14 protein-coding genes are annotated in these 18,982 nt (G+C 62.4%); 10 read left to right on the forward strand and 4 right to left on the reverse strand.

The annotated features are described in order from the left end of the window. Positions 1-69: 69 nt before the first annotated feature. From IB279_RS13845 to IB279_RS13855, 3 genes are all read left to right on the forward strand, one after another. Positions 70-1,995 carry a TniQ family protein gene (locus IB279_RS13845; protein WP_192339297.1) on the forward strand — a complete coding sequence of 642 codons (1,926 nt, stop codon included), beginning with the start codon at positions 70-72 and terminating at the stop codon, positions 1,993-1,995. Next, complete coding sequence (locus IB279_RS13850; protein ID WP_192339298.1) at positions 1,961-3,745, forward strand: TniQ family protein; 1,785 nt, start codon at positions 1,961-1,963, stop codon at positions 3,743-3,745. Before IB279_RS13845 ends, IB279_RS13850 begins: the two co-directional genes overlap by 35 nt. A gap of 368 nt (positions 3,746-4,113) precedes the next feature. Next, the gene (locus IB279_RS13855; RefSeq protein WP_060519290.1) at positions 4,114-5,082 is read left to right on the forward strand and encodes a DUF808 domain-containing protein; all 969 of its coding nucleotides are present in this window, start codon (positions 4,114-4,116) and stop codon (positions 5,080-5,082) included. 75 nt (positions 5,083-5,157) lie between these two features. Here IB279_RS13855 and speB read toward each other — a convergent pair whose 3' ends face one another. Then, entirely contained in the window at positions 5,158-6,111 is a 954-nt protein-coding gene (gene speB / locus IB279_RS13860; RefSeq protein ID WP_034789665.1) for an agmatinase, read from the reverse strand. A gap of 239 nt (positions 6,112-6,350) precedes the next feature. Between speB and IB279_RS13865 the strand changes: the two genes are divergently transcribed. From IB279_RS13865 to IB279_RS13880, 4 genes are read left to right on the forward strand one after another with little or no spacing between them, the layout of a single operon-like run. Further along, complete coding sequence (locus IB279_RS13865) at positions 6,351-7,457, forward strand: extracellular solute-binding protein (protein WP_034789666.1); 1,107 nt, start codon at positions 6,351-6,353, stop codon at positions 7,455-7,457. 29 nt (positions 7,458-7,486) lie between these two features. Continuing rightward, entirely contained in the window at positions 7,487-8,554 is a 1,068-nt protein-coding gene (locus IB279_RS13870; protein WP_234798796.1) for an ABC transporter ATP-binding protein, read from the forward strand. 11 nt (positions 8,555-8,565) lie between these two features. Further along, positions 8,566-9,483 carry an ABC transporter permease subunit gene (locus tag IB279_RS13875; RefSeq protein WP_082566251.1) on the forward strand — a complete coding sequence of 306 codons (918 nt, stop codon included), beginning with the start codon at positions 8,566-8,568 and terminating at the stop codon, positions 9,481-9,483. 10 nt (positions 9,484-9,493) lie between these two features. Beyond that, positions 9,494-10,291, forward strand: a complete 798-nt coding sequence (locus IB279_RS13880) for an ABC transporter permease (RefSeq protein WP_192339299.1) — start codon at positions 9,494-9,496, stop codon at positions 10,289-10,291. Between the two features lie 52 nt (positions 10,292-10,343). Here IB279_RS13880 and IB279_RS13885 read toward each other — a convergent pair whose 3' ends face one another. Continuing rightward, a complete protein-coding gene (locus IB279_RS13885; RefSeq protein WP_051659169.1) occupies positions 10,344-11,228 on the reverse strand; it encodes a LuxR C-terminal-related transcriptional regulator in 885 nt (294 codons plus the stop codon). A 385-nt stretch (positions 11,229-11,613) separates the two neighbouring features. On the opposite strand from IB279_RS13885, the gene IB279_RS13890 reads away from it, so the two are divergent. The 3 genes from IB279_RS13890 to IB279_RS13900 all read left to right on the forward strand — a co-directional run bounded on the left by IB279_RS13890 (position 11,614) and on the right by IB279_RS13900 (position 16,571). Next, positions 11,614-11,991, forward strand: coding sequence for a cupin domain-containing protein (locus IB279_RS13890; protein WP_051659170.1), 378 nt, complete (start codon positions 11,614-11,616; stop codon positions 11,989-11,991). Positions 11,992-12,005: 14 nt separating this feature from the next. Continuing rightward, positions 12,006-13,400 (forward strand): FAD-binding oxidoreductase, encoded by a 1,395-nt coding sequence (locus IB279_RS13895; protein ID WP_192339300.1) that lies wholly within the window; start codon positions 12,006-12,008, stop codon positions 13,398-13,400. 186 nt (positions 13,401-13,586) lie between these two features. Next, a complete protein-coding gene (locus tag IB279_RS13900) occupies positions 13,587-16,571 on the forward strand; it encodes an autotransporter domain-containing protein (protein WP_192339301.1) in 2,985 nt (994 codons plus the stop codon). Positions 16,572-16,617: 46 nt separating this feature from the next. Here the strand turns inward: IB279_RS13900 and IB279_RS13905 are convergent, their stop codons facing one another. Together IB279_RS13905 and IB279_RS13910 are read right to left on the reverse strand one after the other, a co-directional pair. Beyond that, entirely contained in the window at positions 16,618-17,700 is a 1,083-nt protein-coding gene (locus IB279_RS13905; protein ID WP_060519284.1) for an SGNH/GDSL hydrolase family protein, read from the reverse strand. Between the two features lie 25 nt (positions 17,701-17,725). After that, positions 17,726-18,973, reverse strand: a complete 1,248-nt coding sequence (locus tag IB279_RS13910) for an SGNH/GDSL hydrolase family protein (protein WP_034789684.1) — start codon at positions 18,971-18,973, stop codon at positions 17,726-17,728. Positions 18,974-18,982: the final 9 nt, after the last annotated feature.

Consider the following 18,982-nt stretch of genomic DNA (forward strand, 5'->3'; position numbering starts at 1 on the left):
CGCGCCTGCCAACGCGGGGCCTGGTTCTCAGGCTCCGCTCTTCGTTTTCGACACGTTCAAGGAAACCGAATGAAGCTTCTGGCACTCACCGTCCCCCTGCACGCCGATGAGATTCTAACGAGCTACTGCTCACGCACCGCCGCGGTCAACGGCATCCCAAGCATGAGCGCGTTCGCCAGACATATGGGATTCGACCTGACAGCCGTGGCCAACGGAAGGCACTCCGATATCGGCATTTTTGCCGACGCGGTCGGGCTGAAGCGGGAACAACTGGAACACGCGGTAGTCAGGACGAACGACACCCACGCATTCGTTCGCGACCAGACCATCTCTCGTTACCATTTCCGCCGGCACAGGCTTCGCTTCTGCCCTCATTGCATACTGGAAGATGAGACGACACGTGCAGGGCGCCGGCAAGGTCGCGCCTATGCGCGCCTGAACTGGTCCATCACGTTCATCCGGACCTGTCCGGTCCACCGGTCGCGGCTAATAACGTCGGAAAACCAAGGCCTCAAGGCGATCCATGACTTTGTGGTTCGCCTTGGATGGGAACGATCGAACATGCCCGAACATCTGCTCTCCAGCAAACCACAGGAGCCTACGAAATTGGAGCAATACGTTACTGACAGACTTCTGGGCCGTCGCGGCAACGACTTCATGGACGCGATGCCTCTCTATGCCGCCGCGCAGACGTCGGAGTGGGTGGGCGCCACCATGATCCGCGGCCTCGATTTCAAACCCGACAGGCTGAGCGAGGCAGAATGGTACGAGGCGGGAAAGCAGGGCTTCGACGTCGTGGCTGACGGAGAGGACGGGCTTCGGAGATTCCTCGAAGACCTTTGTTCGAAATGCACGTCAAATCAACAGCACAGCGGCAAGGCCATGGGGCGGTTCTATGGGCTGCTCCGCTACCAGAAGCGCGACCCTGCGTACGCGAAAGTGCGGCAGATCGTTCATCAGGTTGCAGCCGACAGGCTTCCATTGGGTCCAGGCGACGACGTCTTCGGCGCCATCACGGCGCGCAGGTGGCATACGGTGTCGACGGCCGCGAGACTCCATGGGCAGACGCCTAGGAGCGTCGCAACGAAGTTCCGGGCCGCCGGCCTCCTCCCCTACCGCGCCAACCGTAGCGGTGATCGCCGCGTGCTGGTGGACGCAAGGAAGGCAGATGAGCTCCTCGTCGCGGCCAATCGTGCTGTGTCATCCGCCGAAGCGCAACGGATGCTCGGCATGCCCGTCTATCACTTTTCCGCAATTGTCGAAGAAGGGTTCCTGACCCCGATAATGACCACGAAAGACGCCCGGAAAAAAGGGGCGGTTCCATACTTCGCGGTGGAGGAAATCGTCGCGTTGAAGGGCAAGCTGGCGAAGCTCGCGACGATGTCGGATCCGGCGGGCGGACTCGTCGAAATTCCAAAGGCCACCCGATCGGCAAAATGCGGAGCGAGGGATTTCGTGCGTCTGCTGTTGAAGGGGGAACTGAAGAATGTCGCTCGGGCAAACAAGAAAGATGGGTACAGGGACATGCTGGTGGATCCTACAGAAATCAGACAGGCCCTGCTGACTGTCGGTCCAGGCACAGTTCTGCTTCCAATTCCGCAAGTGCGTAAGACGTTGACCGTGCAGGCGTCGTGCGTTCGAGCATTGATCGATTACGGCCAGCTCCCGGTTACGACCTCTGCAAGGCGGAAGCACAGCTCTAGATCGCGTTACGTGTGCCAGACCGATCTCTCCGCGTTTGGGTCGGCTTACGTTTCAATCGGTGAGCTCGTCGCATCGCTCGGCCGAAACGCCAGATGGATCGTGCGCCGCTTGACGGAATTTGGCGTTCAACCTGCCTTCGACAGAGATCTTATAGGCACCCGGTTCTTCCGCCGCCCAGAGGTGGCGCTGCATCTAGAAGAACTCTCGAAGACCAGACCGGCGCACGCAGCTGCGACCGAGGCCAAGGAACGTCACGATGAGAAGACTGTCGATTTCCCTGCCCCTGCATAGCGACGAGTCCGTCGCCAGCCATTGCTCGCGGCTCGCAGCTGCACACGACTTCCCAACGGCGCCCCCGTTCACTTGGCATCTGGGTATTAGCTTCGAGAAGCTCTGTAACGGCTCAGATCCTGAAATCGAGAGGTACTCCAATCTGACAGGTCTGGAAGGTGACGATTTGAAACGGGCCGCTATCCGGGTGACCGGTGACAAGGCCTGCATCGCTGGGGAGTGGACTTCAAAGCAGTTCCTCGCGCCTACCAGTCATCGCTTCTGTCCCGCCTGCCTCGTCGCGGAAGAGGCTCTCCCTCCGGGCAGGAAAGGATCGCGCGCATACTTCCGTCTCCACTGGTGCGTTTCCTCGATCCGCTCCTGCGAAACTCACGACTGCGCGCTCTCCGACGTCGCCGTGCCGCAGCGCCGTCATCCCGGCGACTTTTCAGCCAACAACCGAGATCTGGTGCTGGGCCCGAAGATGAACATCGTCCCGTCGCCTGCTTCTCCGTTGGATCGCTATGTGCTGGCACGGCTTCACAAGCGCCCGACCGCAGCCAAGTGGCTCGATGCCATGCCGCTGGACGTGGCTTGCCGCCTCACCGAAACGGTCGGCGCCATCGTCCGGCATGGTATTTGGTTCGATCCGAAGGAATTCGACGAGGTCGAGTGGTCTAAATGCGCTGTCGAGGGGTTTGCCGTCTCCGCCCAAGGACCGGAAGGCTTCTCTCACTTCATCCGTGGGCTCACCAGAGTCTTCTACCGCTCAGCAATTCATATCGGTCCGAGAGCTCTCTTTGGCCGACTCTTTGAGCTCGTAAAGGACACCAGCCAACAGGCGCCTTATACGCCGATCCGCCAACTCATCCAGACTGTCGCCATCGAGGAACTCCCGATCGGACCCGGCCAAGAATTTCTAGGCATTGTTCGGGAACGCAAACTTCACTCGATCACGTCCGCGTCGTTCGGGCTGGGGCTCGGCCGGGTCGATCTCCGTAACGCGCTGAGGGCGGCCGAGGTCATCACGCCTCAGACGGAAAACCTTCCCGATCATCAGGTCGTGTTTCCGGTGGACGCTCTCGACAGAGTTCGGCCATCCGCTCGCTGCAGCATGAAAGAGGCGATGCGACATCTCAACACGACGAGCAGCGAGCTCAACGCTCTATTGCGAGCAAATCTGCTCTTTGCAGTTCCGGGCAAGCGCTTCGGTTCAAAGCAGTTCTTGAACAGCAACGTCGAGCGTGCACTCAACTGGCTTCAGGCGCTTCCCGTAATTGGTCTCGACGACGGACTAATGACTTCGCCAACCGTCGCCGCTTTCGTCTCGGACCGCTCTCCGGCTACCGTGATGAAACTAGTATTTCGCGGTCAGGTGCACGCCGCGACCACCGGTGAAATGGGCTTCGCCGGCCTGGTTCTCGACGCAATCGGATGCGCCCGGCTGTGTTCCGATGGCAGACTGGCGGAACTCTCCTTCGCGAAGGCGAGAGCTGCGCTTCAGGTCTCGGCTCTCACCCTGGAGGCGCTGGTCAGGGAAGGCTTCATCGCGGGTAATGTGCGAAGCGGTCGAGACACCGAAAGAACCATCCCTCTAGACTCCCTCATTCGCTTCGCCGGCACCTATGTTTCCGGGTATCAACTGGCGAGCGTTCTGCGATCCACGCGTCCCCACATGGCTGCTCAGATCGCGACAAGCGGAATCCCGCCTGCAATCCCCATGAGCGTCGTCCATACCAATTTCTATCAGCGATCCCAGATCACCCTTTAAACAAGCGATCAGCGCAACGTCGAAGCCGGGCATTTTGCCCGGCTTTTTTTGTGCCTTTGAGCTGCGCGCGAGGCTCCAGCGGCATCGCCTTGAGCCATTTCAAGCTGCTTCCGAGCCAAATCAAAATGCCGTCACGCGAACGCGGTACGCTATTTCAAGTACTTGCAGAGGGGTTGAGCCAAACATGGCTGCTTTTTACAACGTTTTGAAGAACGAGCGAGACGCCCTCCTCTGGCACACGAGGGCCTCCGCGACGCAGACTGGGTGACGGGGTGCAACCGCGGCGCCGTTGACTCGACACGCTATGGTGGTTACTGGCGACTTAACTGCCGTGTTTTTCGGATTTCTCTCAAAGGGTTCAGCCATCGATGGCCACAGGTCTCATCGCCCTCCTCGACGACATCACTGCGATCGCCAAGATGGCTGCGGCCTCGCTTGACGACGTTGCCGCCCAGACGGTGAAGGCCAGCACCAAGGCCGCTGGCGTCGTGATCGACGATGCGGCCGTGACGCCACGCTATGTCGTTGGCCTGACGCCGGAACGGGAACTGCCGATCATCGCGCGGATCGCCTTCGGCTCGCTCAAGAACAAGCTGCTCTTCCTTCTGCCGGGAGCCCTTCTGCTCGGCTACTTCGCACCCTGGGCGATCACGCCGCTGCTCATGCTCGGCGGCATCTATCTCTGCTACGAGGGCGCCGAGAAGCTCTATGGTGCCCTCTTCCCCCATGCCGCCCACGCACATGAGGAAGCCGTGCTCGGCGCGACGAGCGATCCGGCAGCGCTCGAAAACGAGAAGGTTGCGGGCGCCATCCGAACCGACTTCATTCTTTCCGCCGAGATCATGGCACTGACGCTCTCGACCGTTGCCGACGCCAGCATCTACACACAGGCAGCAGTTCTGGCCGGGGTCGGCATCCTCATCACGCTTGCCGTCTACGGAGCGGTCGGCTTGATCGTGAAGGCCGACGACGCCGGCGTCGCGCTTGCCAAAAACCCCGTCGCGCTCCTGCGGCCGCTCGGCCGCGGACTGGTGCTCGGCATGCCCGTGTTCCTCAAGGCTCTCGCCGCCATCGGCACCGCCGCCATGCTGTGGGTCGGGGGCAGCATTCTCGTGCACGGCATGGCGCAACTTGGCGAGGCCGGGCCTGAACATTTCATCCACGACATCTCCGAGCATGTCGCGCAGGCGCTTCAGTTCGCGCCCGGGCTCGTCGGCTGGTTTGCGACCTCGGCACAGCAGGCACTGCTCGCCCTCGTCGTCGGCGCCATCACGATCGTCGTCTTGGGTAATGTCGTCGCGCCGATCTGGGGGCGTCTGCGCCCGGCAAAGCGCTAAAGGCGTTCGAAAGGTTTTCGGAAAGGAGGCCGCCTCCGGCCTCCTGCCAATCCGCAATCAAGCTTGCCGGAGCCGTTACCGCTTGTACTTCACCCCCGGCAGCACGCAGAGCATTTCATAAAGCAGGTTCGCCGCGGTGATCGCGGTCGTTCCAGTCGTGTCGAAGGGCGGGCTCACCTCGACGAGATCGGCGCCGACCAGGTTGAGACCGCGGCAGCCGCGGATGATCTCGAGTGCCTGGATGACGGTAAGGCCCCCGATCTCGGGCGTGCCGGTGCCCGGCGCATAGGCCGGATCAAGGCTATCGATGTCGAAGGTCAGGTAGGTCTTGTGGTTGCCGATCTTCGCGCGGATGCCTTCGATCAGCGGCACCAGCGACTTGTGCCAGCATTCCTCGGCCGGGACGACGGTGAAGCCCCTGTCGCGCGACCAGTCGAAATCGTCGGAAGCATAGCCGGTGCCGCGCAGGCCGATCTGGAAGACGAGATTGGGATTGAGGCAGCCGTCCTCATAGGCGCGACGGAACGGCGTGCCGTGCGCGATCTTCTCGCCGAACATCGTGTCGTTGATATCCGCATGCGCATCGACATGGATGAGGGCGACCGGCCCGTGTTTTTCGGCAATCGCCTTCAGGATCGGGTAGCTGATCGTGTGATCGCCGCCGAGGGTCAGCGGGATACAGTCATGCTTAAGGATCTCGCGGATGCCGCGGGTGATGATCTCCATATTGGCCGGCAGGTTGAAGGTGTTGATGGCGATGTCGCCGATATCGGCGACCTGCAGGCTTTCGAACGGGGCGGCGCCGGTCGCCATGTTGTAGGGACGGATCATCACGGATTCCGCGCGGATCTGGCGCGGTCCGTAGCGCGTACCAGACCGGTTGGACGCGCCGATATCCATGGGGATGCCAACGAAGCAGGCGTCGAGGCCTTCAGCCGAGGTCGCGGTGGGAAGACGCATCATCGTGCCGGGGCCGCCGAAGCGGGGCATATCGTTGCCGCCCAGCGGCTGGTTGAATTTTTCGTCCATGGAAGTTCTCCCTTTCTGTCGCCGGAACCCTAGCAGCCATTGCCACCCGAGAAATGCCCTTCGATCGAACGTTACTTCGATCGCGGTCAAACAAACATGCCCGATGCGGCAAAGGCCGGCGTCGATTGCCGTTTACGACGCCGCCGCGTCTCCCACACCTAGCCAAAGGGAGTGTTGCCCTCAAAGGACCCGCCAATCACTTTGGCGAAAACAAAAATACGCTGTTCTTGGGAGGAACCATGCAAAAGTTAACCCGCACCGCCCTGCGCTCCATGTTCGCCGCGTCGCTCGCCGCCATTGCGGCCTCAACGACCGCCCAGGCGCAGGACAAGCTGTTCATCTACAATTTCTCCGACTACTTCGCCGAAGACACCGTTTCGAATTTCCAGGCGAAGACCAGCGTTGAAACTCGGGTGGACTTCTACGATTCCCTTGAAGTGCTTGAAACCCGGCTGCTTGCCGGCGGCAGCGGTTTCGACGTCGCCTTCCCGAGCGCCACGGTCGGCGAGCGCCTGATCCAGTCCGGCGCACTGAAGCCGATCGATGTCACAGCGCTCAAGAACTACGGCAATCTCGACAAGGACCTGTTGAAGCTTGTCGCCGAGCACGACCCGGAGAACAAGTATCTCGTTCCCTACATGTGGCTGACGACGGGCGTTGCCTACAACGCCAAGCTGGTCAACGAGCGCCTGCCCGAGGCACCGGTCAATAGCCTCGACATGTTCTTCAAGCCCGAGATCGCCCAGAAATTCCAGGACTGCGGCATCGGCATCGTCGATGCGCCGAACGAGGTGATCCCGATCGCGCTCAACTATCTCGGCCTCGATCCCTATTCCACACAGGCGGAGGATCTCGACAAAGCCAAGGAACTGCTGCTGAAGCTGCGCCCCTTTATCCGGCACATGCAAAGCGGCCAGCTCGTGGCCGACATGGCCTCCGGCCAGCTCTGCCTGGCGCTGATGTGGAGCGGCGACGCCGGCATTGCAGCGGCCCGCGCCGAAGAGGCGGAGACCGGTGTTGCGGTCGCCTACTCGATCCCGAAGGAAGGCACGATCATTTCCTTCGACACGATGGCGATCCCGGCCGACGCACCGGATCCGGAACAGGCGCTGGCTTTCATCGACTATATCCTCGAGCCGAAGACAGTCGCCGCGATCAGCAATCGCGTCTTTTACGCCAACGCCAATGCCGCGGCGACGGCAGAGGTCGACGCCGGCATCCGAGACAACCCGAACATCTATCCGCCTGCCGAGGTCCGTTCCAAGCTCTTCGTCGACAAGTCGCTGCCACCGCGCCAGACGCGCGAGCGCACCCGCGTCTGGTCAGCATTCCGGGCCGGCCAATAGGCCAACCGTCAACAGCAGGACCAGATCCCGTGCCATCCTATATTTCGATCGAAAACCTGGCGAAGTCCTATGGCGTCGTCACGGCCGTCAACAACATCAACCTCGGCATCGAGAGGGGCGAATTCTTCTCGCTCCTTGGGCCCTCCGGCTGCGGAAAGTCGACGCTGCTGCGGATGATCGCCGGCTTCGAGACGCCGACCTCGGGCGCGATCAGGCTGGAAGGCGCCGACGTCACCGACGTTCCGGCGCATCGGCGTCCGACCAACATGATGTTCCAATCCTACGCGCTCTTTCCGCATCTGACGGTCGGCAAGAACATCGCCTTCGGATTGCACCAGGACGGTCTCGACAAGAGCGAGATCAGGAAGCGGATCGACGAGGTCTCGGAAAAGCTGCAGCTGACCGCACTGCTCGATCGCAAGCCGGCGCAGCTTTCCGGTGGCCAGCGCCAGCGCGTGGCGCTCGCCCGCGCACTGGTCAAGCGGCCGAAGGTGTTGCTGCTTGACGAGCCCTTGGGCGCGCTCGACAAGAACCTGCGCACCGAAACCCAACTCGAACTCGTCCGCCTGCAACGCGAACTCGGCCTCACCTTCATCATCGTCACCCATGATCAGCACGAGGCGATGACCGTTTCCACCCGCATCGCCATCATGAAGCAGGGACAGGTGCTGCAGGTCGGCTCGCCGTCAGACGTCTACGAGGCGCCGCGGTCGCGCTACGTCGCGAAATTCCTTGGCGAAACCAATGTCTTTGCCGGCGGACGATCGGAACGCGATGGCGAAGAACTGCGGATCGAAAGCGATGAGGCCGGCGGCGGTGTCCGCGCCGCCTTCACCGACCGGGTGGCGCTCGACCGGCCGTTCTGGGTTTCGGTCCGCCCTGAACGGGTAGAGCTTACAACTTCGGGCAGCGGCCTCGAAGGCACCGTGGAACAGCTCACCTATACCGGTGTCGAGAGACACTACCGCGTGCGGCTGAAGTCGGGCGCGACGCTCGACGCGCGCCGGGTCAATCTCGGCGCCGAGAGCGATCTTCGCGTCGGCGACCGCGTGTTCGCAAACTGGCCGCCGCAGGCAAGCCGGCTGCTGGCCGAATAGGAGGTCGACCCTTGTCTTCCATCGCCCATTCTTCCGCAGCCGCCCCCTCCGCAAAGGCGAACTGGGGCAAGCGCCTGCTGATCGCCATCCCCTATGCCTGGCTGCTCGTGTTGTTCCTCGCGCCCTTCGCGCTGGTTGCCGGTATCAGCCTTTCGACCGTCCGCCTCGGCATGCCGCCATTCGAGCCGCTGACCGCCTGGGACGGCTCGATCCTGAACCTTAGGCTCAATTTCGAGAATTTCCTCTATGTGCTGACCGACGACACCTATCTTCTGGCGTATCTGACGAGCCTCAAGATCGCGGCGATCTCCACGGCTGCCATGCTCTTCATCGCCTATCCCCTCGCCTATGGCATCGCGTCCTGCTCGCCCTCCTCCAGGTCCCTGCTGGTCTTTCTGGTGATCGTGCCGTTCTGGAGCTCGATGCTGATCCGCGTCTATTCCTGGATGAGCATTCTCAGGAACGACGGTCTTTTGAACGCGCTGCTTTTAAAGATCGGGCTGATCAGCGAGCCGCTGCGAATCCTCAACACCGAGACGGCGATCTATATCGGCATCGTCTACACCTACCTGCCCTTCATGGTGCTGCCGATCTATTCGACCTTGAGCAGCGCCGATCGGACTTTGATCGAGGCGGCGCGCGATCTCGGCTGCTCGCGCATCTCCGCCTTCTGGCGGGTCACCTTCCCGTTGAGCCTGCCCGGCGTGCTCGCGGGCTGCGCGCTGGTCTTCATCCCGGTGGTCGGTGAATTCGTGATCCCGGATCTCTTGGGTGGCGCCGACACGCAGATGATCGGCCGCGCCATCTGGCTCGAATTCTTCAACAACCGCGACTGGCCGATGGCCGCTGCCGTGACCATCGTCTTGCTCGCTCTGCTGGTCGTACCGATCGTCTATTTCCAGTCGCGCCAATCGCGTGAACAAGGCTGAGGAGCAAGCCATGACAAAACCAAGCTGGTTCAATCGGCTGTCGATCCTGTTCGGTCTTGCCTTCCTCTATCTGCCTATCGTCGTGCTCGTCGTCTACAGCTTCAACGGCTCGAAGGTCGTGACGGTCTGGGGCGGCTTCTCCACCCAATGGTATGCGACTGTTCTCAACAATCCCTCGATCATCGAGGGCGCGAAAGTCAGCTTCCTGGTCGCGGCGGTCTCGGCCACCGCCGCCACCCTTCTCGGCACGCTTGCCGCCGTCGTCATGGTGCGGCTGCGTCGCTTCCGTGGCCGGGCACTGCTGAACGGCATGCTGCTCGCCCCGATGGTGATGCCCGAGGTGGTGATGGCCGTGTCGATGCTTCTGATGTTCGTGACGCTCGGGATCGACCGCGGGCCGCTCACCATCACGCTGGCGCACACCACCTTCACGCTCTGTTTTGCGACTGTCGTGCTGCAATCGCGGCTGGTCGAACTCGACCCGTCATTGGAGGAGGCGGCGCGCGATCTCGGCTGCCCTCCGGCAAAGGCGTTCGTCAGCGTCGCCTTACCGAACATGATCCCGGCGCTCGTCTCCGCCTGGCTGCTGTCCTTCACCCTGTCGCTGGACGACCTGGTCATCTCGAGCTTCACGACCGGGCCGGGTGCATCGACCCTGCCGATGAAGATCTATTCACAGATCAAGTTCGGCGTGACGCCGGAGATCAACGCGATCTCGACGATTATCCTCGGCATCGTCGTGTTTGGATTGGTGGCCGCTCAACTGGTCTCGCGGCGCTCCGAACAACGGGTGAGCGCCGCGGCTTGAGGTAACTCTGAGGAAGATAGACTTCCCCGGAATTCCCGACAAATGCGCCGGGTCAGTGCGGCCTCAGCGCGCCAGCCGGCGAAAGATACGTGGCCAGCGGATCCTCGAAGGCATTGCTTGCCGAAGACACGGCATCGATAAACAGCGAGAACAATGCCGTCTGCGAAGTGATGTCGAGCTTGGCGTAGAGGTTGCGGCGATGCAGCTTGACGGTCGCCGGCGAGATGCCGAGCTTTTCGGCAGCACCCTTGACCGAGTAACCGCGCAGGATCATCTGCGCCACCTGGCACTCGCGATCGGTCAGCAGGCTGCGGCCAAAATTGCGCACCGCCTGCGCCAGGGCGCTTTGAAGCGGCGAGCCGTCGTCGCCCAGGCCTTCGGGTCTGAGGTCGCGATAATGCCGAAGCACGGCCATGCTGATGAGCGGCGCCGCATTCTGCAGGAAATCCTGATCTTCGCCGCTGAAGGCCGCGTGCGCATGGCGGCGCGCCAGAGAGATTGCGATCTTCGTGTCGGCATCGATGCCGATGAAGACGTTGAATTCGTCGTGCAGGCCCGAATGCCGGTAGTAGTCGCGGTAGTACTGCGACCGGTCGAAGGACGGATCGATTTGCCGCAGGCGATAAAGCCCGTCGTCGCCATTGTCGAGCGCCAGCCGGTAGAACGGATCCATCCGGTACGGCCCCTGCAGATAGGCGCGAATATCCGACAGCCCCCTGTCCGTGCGCCAGTCGTTAAACAGGATCTTCGGCGCGGCGTCGCGTCGATAGAGGAGCATCAGACCGGCATCGATCGCAATGTGCCGCTTGAGCGAATGTGTCAGCCGGTCCTGGAAATCCGAACGGCCCACCCCCTCCATCAGCGACAGCGCCAGATCGCCTACACCGGACACCTGCTGCGCCGGCGCGCAGACTTTGATGATCGTATCGTCGTTCATATTGTTCTCCTCCAAGCGCAGACTAGGCGAAGGTTGGGTTGGTCGCAAGTAACGGAATTTCACTACGGGATTTCCAAAACTATCTTTTGGCGAACCAAAACAACGGCATAGGTGGCCGACATCCGGCGGGGCAAGGCCTTGCGGCGCGGCACGGATGGCCCGCCTCGGAGCGAACCTAGCCCTTTGGCGTATTCCGAGCAGCGATACCGACGCCTAGAAAAATGATGCAAGCCGCACAGTAGATCCGCGGCAGGCAAGGCGGCACGTGACTGTCGAGACGGCATATTGATCTCGGACATCCCATCGTTCCGTAGAAGAATGAAACAACGAAACCCTGGCGCGCGGCCGATCGACTTGGCGCTCGTCTTTCTGAACTGGAGTGAACATGTCGAAGGTCATCAAACTCGGGCGCGATGGTGTCGGCCTCAACGCGCTTGAAAAATGCAGCGTCGTGCCGCCGGAGGCGATCCTTTCGGGCTTTGCGGACGAGCTCGGCGACGTTCATTTCGAAAGCCCCGATAAGGCCGTCGTCATCGGCACGTGGCAGTCGACGCCCTATGCGGAAATGCTCTCCTATCCCGATGGCAATGAATACAGCGTCATCCTCTCTGGCAAGGTCGCGATCACCAACCCGGATGGCTCGGTCGAGACCTTTTCGGCGGGCGAAAGCTACGTGCTTCCAGCCGGCGTCGAAGTGCGTTTCGAAGTGCTGGAGACGATGCGCAAGGTCTACGTCCTCTACACCGCCCCTGCCGCGAAGTGATGTGAGCCGTCCTCATGACCCAGGTAAGAAACAAAGCCCTTGCAGACGTGACGATGACGCCCTTCTGGCTCGACCGGCCGGATGCGCCCGAGCCGCGAGAGCGACTGACGCGTCATCTGAAGGCCGACCTTCTCGTTGTGGGTGGCGGCTTTACCGGGTTGTGGGGCGCCATCCAGGCAAAGCAGCGCCAGCCCGAGATCGACGTCATTCTGATCGAGAAAGGCTCGGTCGCCAACGGCGCCTCGGGTCGGCCGGGCGGTGTCGTCTCAACCTCGGTCATGCACGGGCTGTCGAACGCCGTGCGCATTTTCCCGAAAGACATCGCAGCGCTCGAGAAGCTCGGCCAGGAGAACATGCACGGCTTTCTCAAGACGCTTGAGGAGCATGCGATCGACTGTCATGCCGAGTGGGGCGGGGAGCTAACGGTCGCGGTCGACGACGCCCATATCGAAGCGCTGCACGAGGAGCACGAGCTTCACCTGAAGTACGGCCACCAGGCGGTCTTCCTCGATCAGAGCGCCGTCCGCGCCGAAATCAATTCGCCGCGCTACAAGGCCGGCGTCTGGTCGAAGCATATCTGCGGCACGGTGCATCCGGCGCTGCTGGCGTTCGGACTGAAACGGGTCGCGCTCACGCTCGGCGTACGGATCTTCGAAAACACCGAACTGACAGGCCTTGAAGACCTCGGCGACCGGATGAAGGCACACGCGGCTTCCGGCAGCGTGACCGCGCCGAAGGTGCTGCTCGCCACCAACGCCTTTGCCGCCGGCCACAGGAAGATCAAAAACAGGGTCGTCGCCGTGCGCGATCGGGTGCTGGCGACAGAGCCCCTGGCAGCGGAGCAGATGGCAGCGATCGGCTGGAGCCATCGTCAGGGCGTTTACGACACTCGCACCCAGATGAACTACATGCGGCTCACCAAGGACAACCGGATCATCTTCGGCGGCCGCCTCGCCTATGCCTTCGCCGGCGATCCGTTTCCGTCGATCGACCGGGAACTCGATACCTATGAGCCCCTTGCCGCCGCTTTCTTCGACACCTTTCCACAGCTCGAAGGCCTGCGCTTCAGCCATGCCTGGAGCGGGCCGATCGACCTCAGCACCCGCATGGCCGTACACTTCCAGCGTTACCATGACGAAAAGGTCGTTTATGCCGGCGGCTATTCTGGCTTCGGCGTCTCGGCCTCACGTTTCGGCGCGCGCATAGCGCTCGATATCCTCGACGGCTCGAAGACCCCGGAGAGCCGGCTGGATTTCGCCACCAGCCTTCCGAATACGATCCCACCCGAGCCGTTCCGCTGGCTCGGCGCCCAGATCACCATGTATGCGCTCGACACCGCCGACAAGTCCGGTGGCTGGCGCAGGCCGTGGCTCAAGATGGTCTCGGCCATGGGCTTCCCGCTCAGTTGATCATGCGTTTCCCGGCGGCTTCAAAGGGCAAGCGGAGCCGAGACTTTCGGCTCTGCCACCGGGCGATGGCGGTGGCCCATCCGGCCCGGGAGCAACGGTGGTAGTAAATCGTTAACCATGATTAGATAGCCAAAGCTACCCATTCCGCTGGCTGATTCGCGAGCGTTCGTAGCACCGGCGGCACCCATGCGACAAACACCGCTCGCGGTCCTTTCCAAACGCCTCGGCCTTTTCACGGCACTAGCCTCTCTTGCCGTCTCGACACCGGCGCTTGCCCAGTCCGTTTGGACCGGGGGAGCCGACAACGAATTCGGCAACGGCGCGAACTGGGCGCCCGCCCTGCCCGGCGCGAGCGACGCAGCGGAGGTCAACACCGGCTCTCCGCAGGTCAACGACGGCCGTACGATCCGCCAGCTTGGCGTCGACGGCGGCAATGTCACCATCTCCAACACCGGCGCGCTGACCGTCACCAACGGTAGCACGATCAATTCCGGGAGCGTCAGCATCAACGCGGGCGGCGCACTCACCTCCAATGTCGAGCTGAACGGCGGCAGCCTGTCGATCGATGGGGACCTCAACGGAAGGCTGACGCTGAACAACGGCAACGTGTCGGTGAACGGAACGCTGGACAGCGCCAGCGTCGGCAGCGCCACGTCGCTTTCCAACAACGGCGAGGTTGGTGACGTCAAAGTCTCGGCTGGGGGCACTTTCGTGAACAACACCGGCGCCGTCGCCGGCGCGACGGTGAATGCCGGCACCGCCTCCAACGCCGGAACCATGGGCTCGCTGACGAACACCCAGGGGAACTTCACCAACAATACCGGCGGCACGATCACCGGGAAAACGACGGTGGCGGGCGGAACCGTCACCAACAACTTCGTCGTCACCGACGCGGATGTCGCGGCAGCGGCCGCCTTCGTCAACAACAATGGCGCAACTGCGGGCGCGATTACCAACGCCGGCACGGTCTCGAACGCTGGCACCATCGCATCGGTGCGCAACGACGCCGGAAGCTTCACGAACAATTTCGGCGGCGAAGTGACCGGCGAAACCACGGTCTCTGGCGGCGCCGTCACCAACAACGCGACCCTCGGTACGGTCACCGTCGGCGCGGGCGGCACCTTCACGAACACGTCGGGGGCAAGCGCCGGCGCGGTCACCAACAGCGGCGCCGCGTCGAATGCCGGCACGATCGCCGGACTTACCAACACAGCCGGAAACTTCGCCAACAATGCCGGTGGCACAGTCACCGGCAAGACGACGGTTACAGGCGGCACCGTGACGAACAATTTCGTCGTTAGCGACGCCGACGTCGCGGCCGCGGCAGCCTTCGTCAACAACAGCGGCGCCGTGGCCGCCAACGTCACCAACGCCGGCACCCTGTCCAATGCCGGAACCATCGCTTCCGTGCGCAACGATGGCGGATCCTTCACCAACAACGGCAACGGCACGGTGACCGGAAAGACAACCGTCGCCGGCGGCAGCGTCGTCAACAATGCGGCGCTCGCCGACGTCGAGATCGGTGCCAACGGCACTTTCACCAATAACAGCGGCGCGACTGCCGGGGCAGTTTCCAACGCCGGCACCGGGTCGAACGACGGAACCATCGCTTCGCTCGCAAACAGCGGCGGCCTCTTCCAAAACACCGGCACGATCAGCGGCGCGGCGAGCATCACGGGCGGCGCGCTCGTCAACCAGGGCACAGTCGCCGGGACGGTCGAAATCTTCGACGGCGGTCTCTTGTCCGGCAGCGGCATCGTCGGCAGCCTGACGGTCAATGCCGGCGGCGTGGTCTCTCCCGGCCCGGGCATCGCGGTTGCCACCGTCAACGGCGACCTGACGTTCCGTTCGGGCTCGATCTATCAGGTGGATGTGGATGCGGCGGGGCAATCCGACCGCCTGGCCGTTTCGGGCGCGCTTTCGCTTGAGGGCGGCAGGCTAGCGGTCCTCGCCGGCAGCGGCGTCTATGACCCGTCGACGAGCTACACGATCGCTTCCGCCGGCACTGTCAGCGGCCGGTTCCATGCGGTGACAAGCAATCTTGCGTTCCTGTCGCCGACGCTGACCTATGGCGCCACCGGCATCGATCTGAGGCTCGACCGGAACGACGTTGCGTTCGCGGACCTCGCAGAAACCGCCAATGGGCGCGCAGCAGCAAGCGCTGTCGAAGCGCTGGGCGTCACGAGCCCGCTCACGCTGGCCGTGCTCTCGCTGGATGATGCAACGGCCGCAAGCGCCTTTTCCCAGCTGAGCGGCGAGGTACACGCCTCAGTCAAGAGCGCGCTGATGTGGGACAGCCGTTTTCCGCGGGACGCCATTCTGGAGCGCGCGGGCTCGGCCGTCTCGACCCTTCAGGAAACCGAGGACGCCGTCTTCTGGACGTCGGGTTTTGCAGGCGCGGGCCATTTGTCCGGTGACGGCAACGCAGCCGCTATCGGTAACCGCACGGCGGGTGTCCTCGTCGGCGCTGATACGGCGGTTTCCGACGATTGGCGCCTCGGTGGGATCCTCGGCTACAGCCATCTCACCGTTCAGCCGCAGGCGCGTGTCGATGCTTACCATGCGGGCCTCTACGGATATGGGAACATCGGGGCGCTGAACCTTGCAGGCGGCGCGATCTATAGCCACAACGAGGTTTCGTCGGAGCGTGACCTCGCCTTCGGCTCGTTCACAGACCGCCTGACCGCCGACTACGACAGCACTGTTGCCCAGGTGTTCGCCGACCTTTCCTTCACGCTCAGCGCAGACGACATCAGGCTTCAGCCGTTCGCAAACCTGGCCTATGTCTATCTCGATACCGATGCGTTCAAGGAAAACGGTAGTTCGGCGGCGCTCTCGGCAGAAGGTGCCACTGACGACGCCATGCTTACGACCATCGGCGTGCGCTGGTGGGCGAATCTGCCGATAGACCAAATGCCGATCTCAGCCTCCGGCATGCTCGGCTGGCGCCATGCGGAAGGCGACCTTTCGCCGTCCGCGCGCCTTGCCTTTGCCGGTGCCAGCCCCTTCACCATCGCAGGCGTGCCCATCGCGCGCGATGCGCTGGTGGTGGAAGCGGGCATTTCCGCCCGGCTCTCCAAATCCGCGCGGCTGGCAATCACCTATCTCGGCGAATTCGGCGACGGCGCGCGGTCGAGTGCCGGCCGCGCAAACCTGATCGTCGATTTTTGACGCGCATGTCTCCGACCAGGACGTTCAGCAGCCGGTCGCGCTAGCCTCACGGCTGGACCTTGGCGACCGATCCGGCTCCGGCGAAGAGGTCCGGATAGGAGCGTTCCAGCGTTCCGGCGATCGCGGCGGCGAAGCGCTCGTTGGCGATCCGGTTCGGGTGCGCATCCGATGGCGATACCCACAGCGTTTCGGGAACGAGATCCTCGACCGAGGGGCGAAGATCGAGGAAGGGAACCCCCTCGCTTTCGGCGATCTTCTCGACCGCGCCGGTGACTTCCGGGAACGGATACTGCTTGACTTCATGCAGTTCGGGATAGTTGACGAGCACGAGCTTGATGCCACGTTCGCGGCAGAAGCTGATCAGCCGCCGCATGGCATCCTGCCCTTCCGTCCAGCCGGGCTGGTCGTCTTCATAGAGGCCCCGGTAATAGGCCTTCCAGTCCGCCCGACCGAGGAAGATGCGCGAGATTTTGTCGACCGCCGAGGCGAGTACGACATAGGCCTGCGAATACTCGCCCCAGCCGACCTCGTGACGGCGCGGCGTCGGCTCGGCATCGTTGATGAAATAGTTGAGGACGACCACGTCCGGCTTGAGCTCGACGCCCTTGGTCATGAAATAGGCGACTTCCATCTGGGTGTTGTAGTTGCCGACACCGGTGTTGATCACCTCGTATTTCGGCGCCCCCTGGCTGCCGCCGTTGAGGACCGTTTCCAGCAGCCTGGAGGGCGTATCTTCCTCTTTGACGCCCCAGCCGAAGGTCAGCGAATCCCCGAGCATCATCACCCGCGTCGTCCCGGCGGCAACCGGGCCGATTTCGCGGTTGCGCAGGCCGATCGAGTTGATGCTGACCGGCACACCCATGAAGACGCCGCTCGAATTGGGAATATGCTCGTGGCCGATCGCCGGCTCGGCGCTGACCCGTTTCAGGTCGCGGGCGTATTTCCACATCTCGAGGTCGAAATCCATGCCGTTGTCGAAGACGGTGCGCGCCATGCCTTCGATCATGAGGCCGCAAAGGGCGAGGCTGAAAGCCGTCGCGAGAACCGCAAGCAGGGCTCGCTTGAGAATGGAGGATTTCCGGACGCTGTTTTGTTCCATTTGAACGACGCGTGTTACATTGGAATTCATCGGATCTTCCTTTCAGGTCCGCCGATTACTGTCCGACCTGAGAAAACTTCAGGCAATCTGGCTCCACCGGAGCGGTTTTTACGAACTGGTGCTCGCCGACCGTCAGGCCCTTGCCGCCGCTCCAATCATTGACCAGCCACTGGTCGATCGCCTCGGCCACAAGAAAATGTCCGAGCGGAGAAAGGTGCTTGTCGCCGATGCCATAGGTTTTCATCGGATCGTTGGCGGAGAGCTTTTCGGTCGGATCGACCACGTACACTCCGGGCGTCGCAGCGGCGAGCGCCTTGATCATTTCGCGCTGCTTTTCCGGCTGCAGGCCGTCGTCGCGACCAACCAGTTCCGCCCAGCCCGGGAGGATGACGACGAGCAGCTCGGCGCCGTTGGCGCGGGCATCGTCGGCAAGCCGGACGAACAGGCGCCGCGTCAGCTCGATCGCATGGCCGATGTCACGCCGGGACGCCCGGTCGCCAACATAGGGTCTGAGCAGGGTCGAGTAGAACCAGTTGTAGAGCTTGCTGTTCTGCCACAGGTACAGATGTGCCTGCAAAGCGAGGCTGGGCTTCTTGGTTCCGCTACCGGCCGGCTCGACCGTGATATCGATGGACGAGGGCGTCAGAACCGCACGCTCGGCATTGTCCTCAAGGTCGGTGCTCAGCGAGAGCCCGACGACGACGAGGTTATGAGGGATGCTGTGGCCCTTGTCCTCATAGACCCGGATCTCGTTCGGCTGGCCGTAGCCGCCGGTGCCGTAGTTCTTGAGCAGCAGTTGCGGGTGCCATGCGTTCAGGAGCGAGCTGAAGGTTTCGCTTTCCTTGACGAGCGAGCCGCGCACCATGGAATCGCCGAGGACGAACACCGGCGAACCCGTGCCCGTCGCATTGTCGCGGAAACCGTCGCGGTTGATCTGGACGCGGTTCCAAGGATCGAGCGGGCTGAAGCGCTCGAAGTAGCTGTTGCCCGGTATTTCCGTATAGCCGTAGAGCGCGTGCGACTGATGCCGCCCCCGCGGCACGCCGCAATAGACATATTCGCCCTCGCCGACCGGAAGCTGCAGGCTCGGCACCAGACGCAGCAGCAGTTCGCACAGCAGAATGGCGACAAGTCCCGAAACGAGAATGATCAGCCCATCCATGACACCGCCGAAATTGCGCGAACGGCGCATGCGTTGCAGGATTCCGCTCGATTGAGGCTTGTTCTGATCGATGAAATCCGCAGGCGTCGCCGTCGGATTGTTGTTGTTGAGCGCATCCTGACGTTCGGCTTTTCGGGGCATGTCAGCTGA

The sequence above is a fragment of the Ensifer sp. ENS06 genome (genome assembly GCF_014852205.1).
Lineage (GTDB): Bacteria > Pseudomonadota > Alphaproteobacteria > Rhizobiales > Rhizobiaceae > Ensifer > Ensifer adhaerens.

Coding starts and splice junctions, on each gene's coding strand:
- IB279_RS13845 (WP_192339297.1), top strand. CDS start 70: ATGAAGCTTCTGGCACTCACCGTCCCCCTGCACGCCGATGAGATTCTA.
- IB279_RS13850 (WP_192339298.1), top strand. CDS start 1,961: ATGAGAAGACTGTCGATTTCCCTGCCCCTGCATAGCGACGAGTCCGTC.
- IB279_RS13855 (WP_060519290.1), top strand. CDS start 4,114: ATGGCCACAGGTCTCATCGCCCTCCTCGACGACATCACTGCGATCGCC.
- speB (WP_034789665.1), bottom strand. CDS start 6,111: ATGGACGAAAAATTCAACCAGCCGCTGGGCGGCAACGATATGCCCCGC.
- IB279_RS13865 (WP_034789666.1), top strand. CDS start 6,351: ATGCAAAAGTTAACCCGCACCGCCCTGCGCTCCATGTTCGCCGCGTCG.
- IB279_RS13880 (WP_192339299.1), top strand. CDS start 9,494: ATGACAAAACCAAGCTGGTTCAATCGGCTGTCGATCCTGTTCGGTCTT.
- IB279_RS13885 (WP_051659169.1), bottom strand. CDS start 11,228: ATGAACGACGATACGATCATCAAAGTCTGCGCGCCGGCGCAGCAGGTG.
- IB279_RS13890 (WP_051659170.1), top strand. CDS start 11,614: ATGTCGAAGGTCATCAAACTCGGGCGCGATGGTGTCGGCCTCAACGCG.
- IB279_RS13895 (WP_192339300.1), top strand. CDS start 12,006: ATGACCCAGGTAAGAAACAAAGCCCTTGCAGACGTGACGATGACGCCC.
- IB279_RS13900 (WP_192339301.1), top strand. CDS start 13,587: ATGCGACAAACACCGCTCGCGGTCCTTTCCAAACGCCTCGGCCTTTTC.
- IB279_RS13905 (WP_060519284.1), bottom strand. CDS start 17,700: ATGAATTCCAATGTAACACGCGTCGTTCAAATGGAACAAAACAGCGTC.
- IB279_RS13910 (WP_034789684.1), bottom strand. CDS start 18,973: ATGCCCCGAAAAGCCGAACGTCAGGATGCGCTCAACAACAACAATCCG.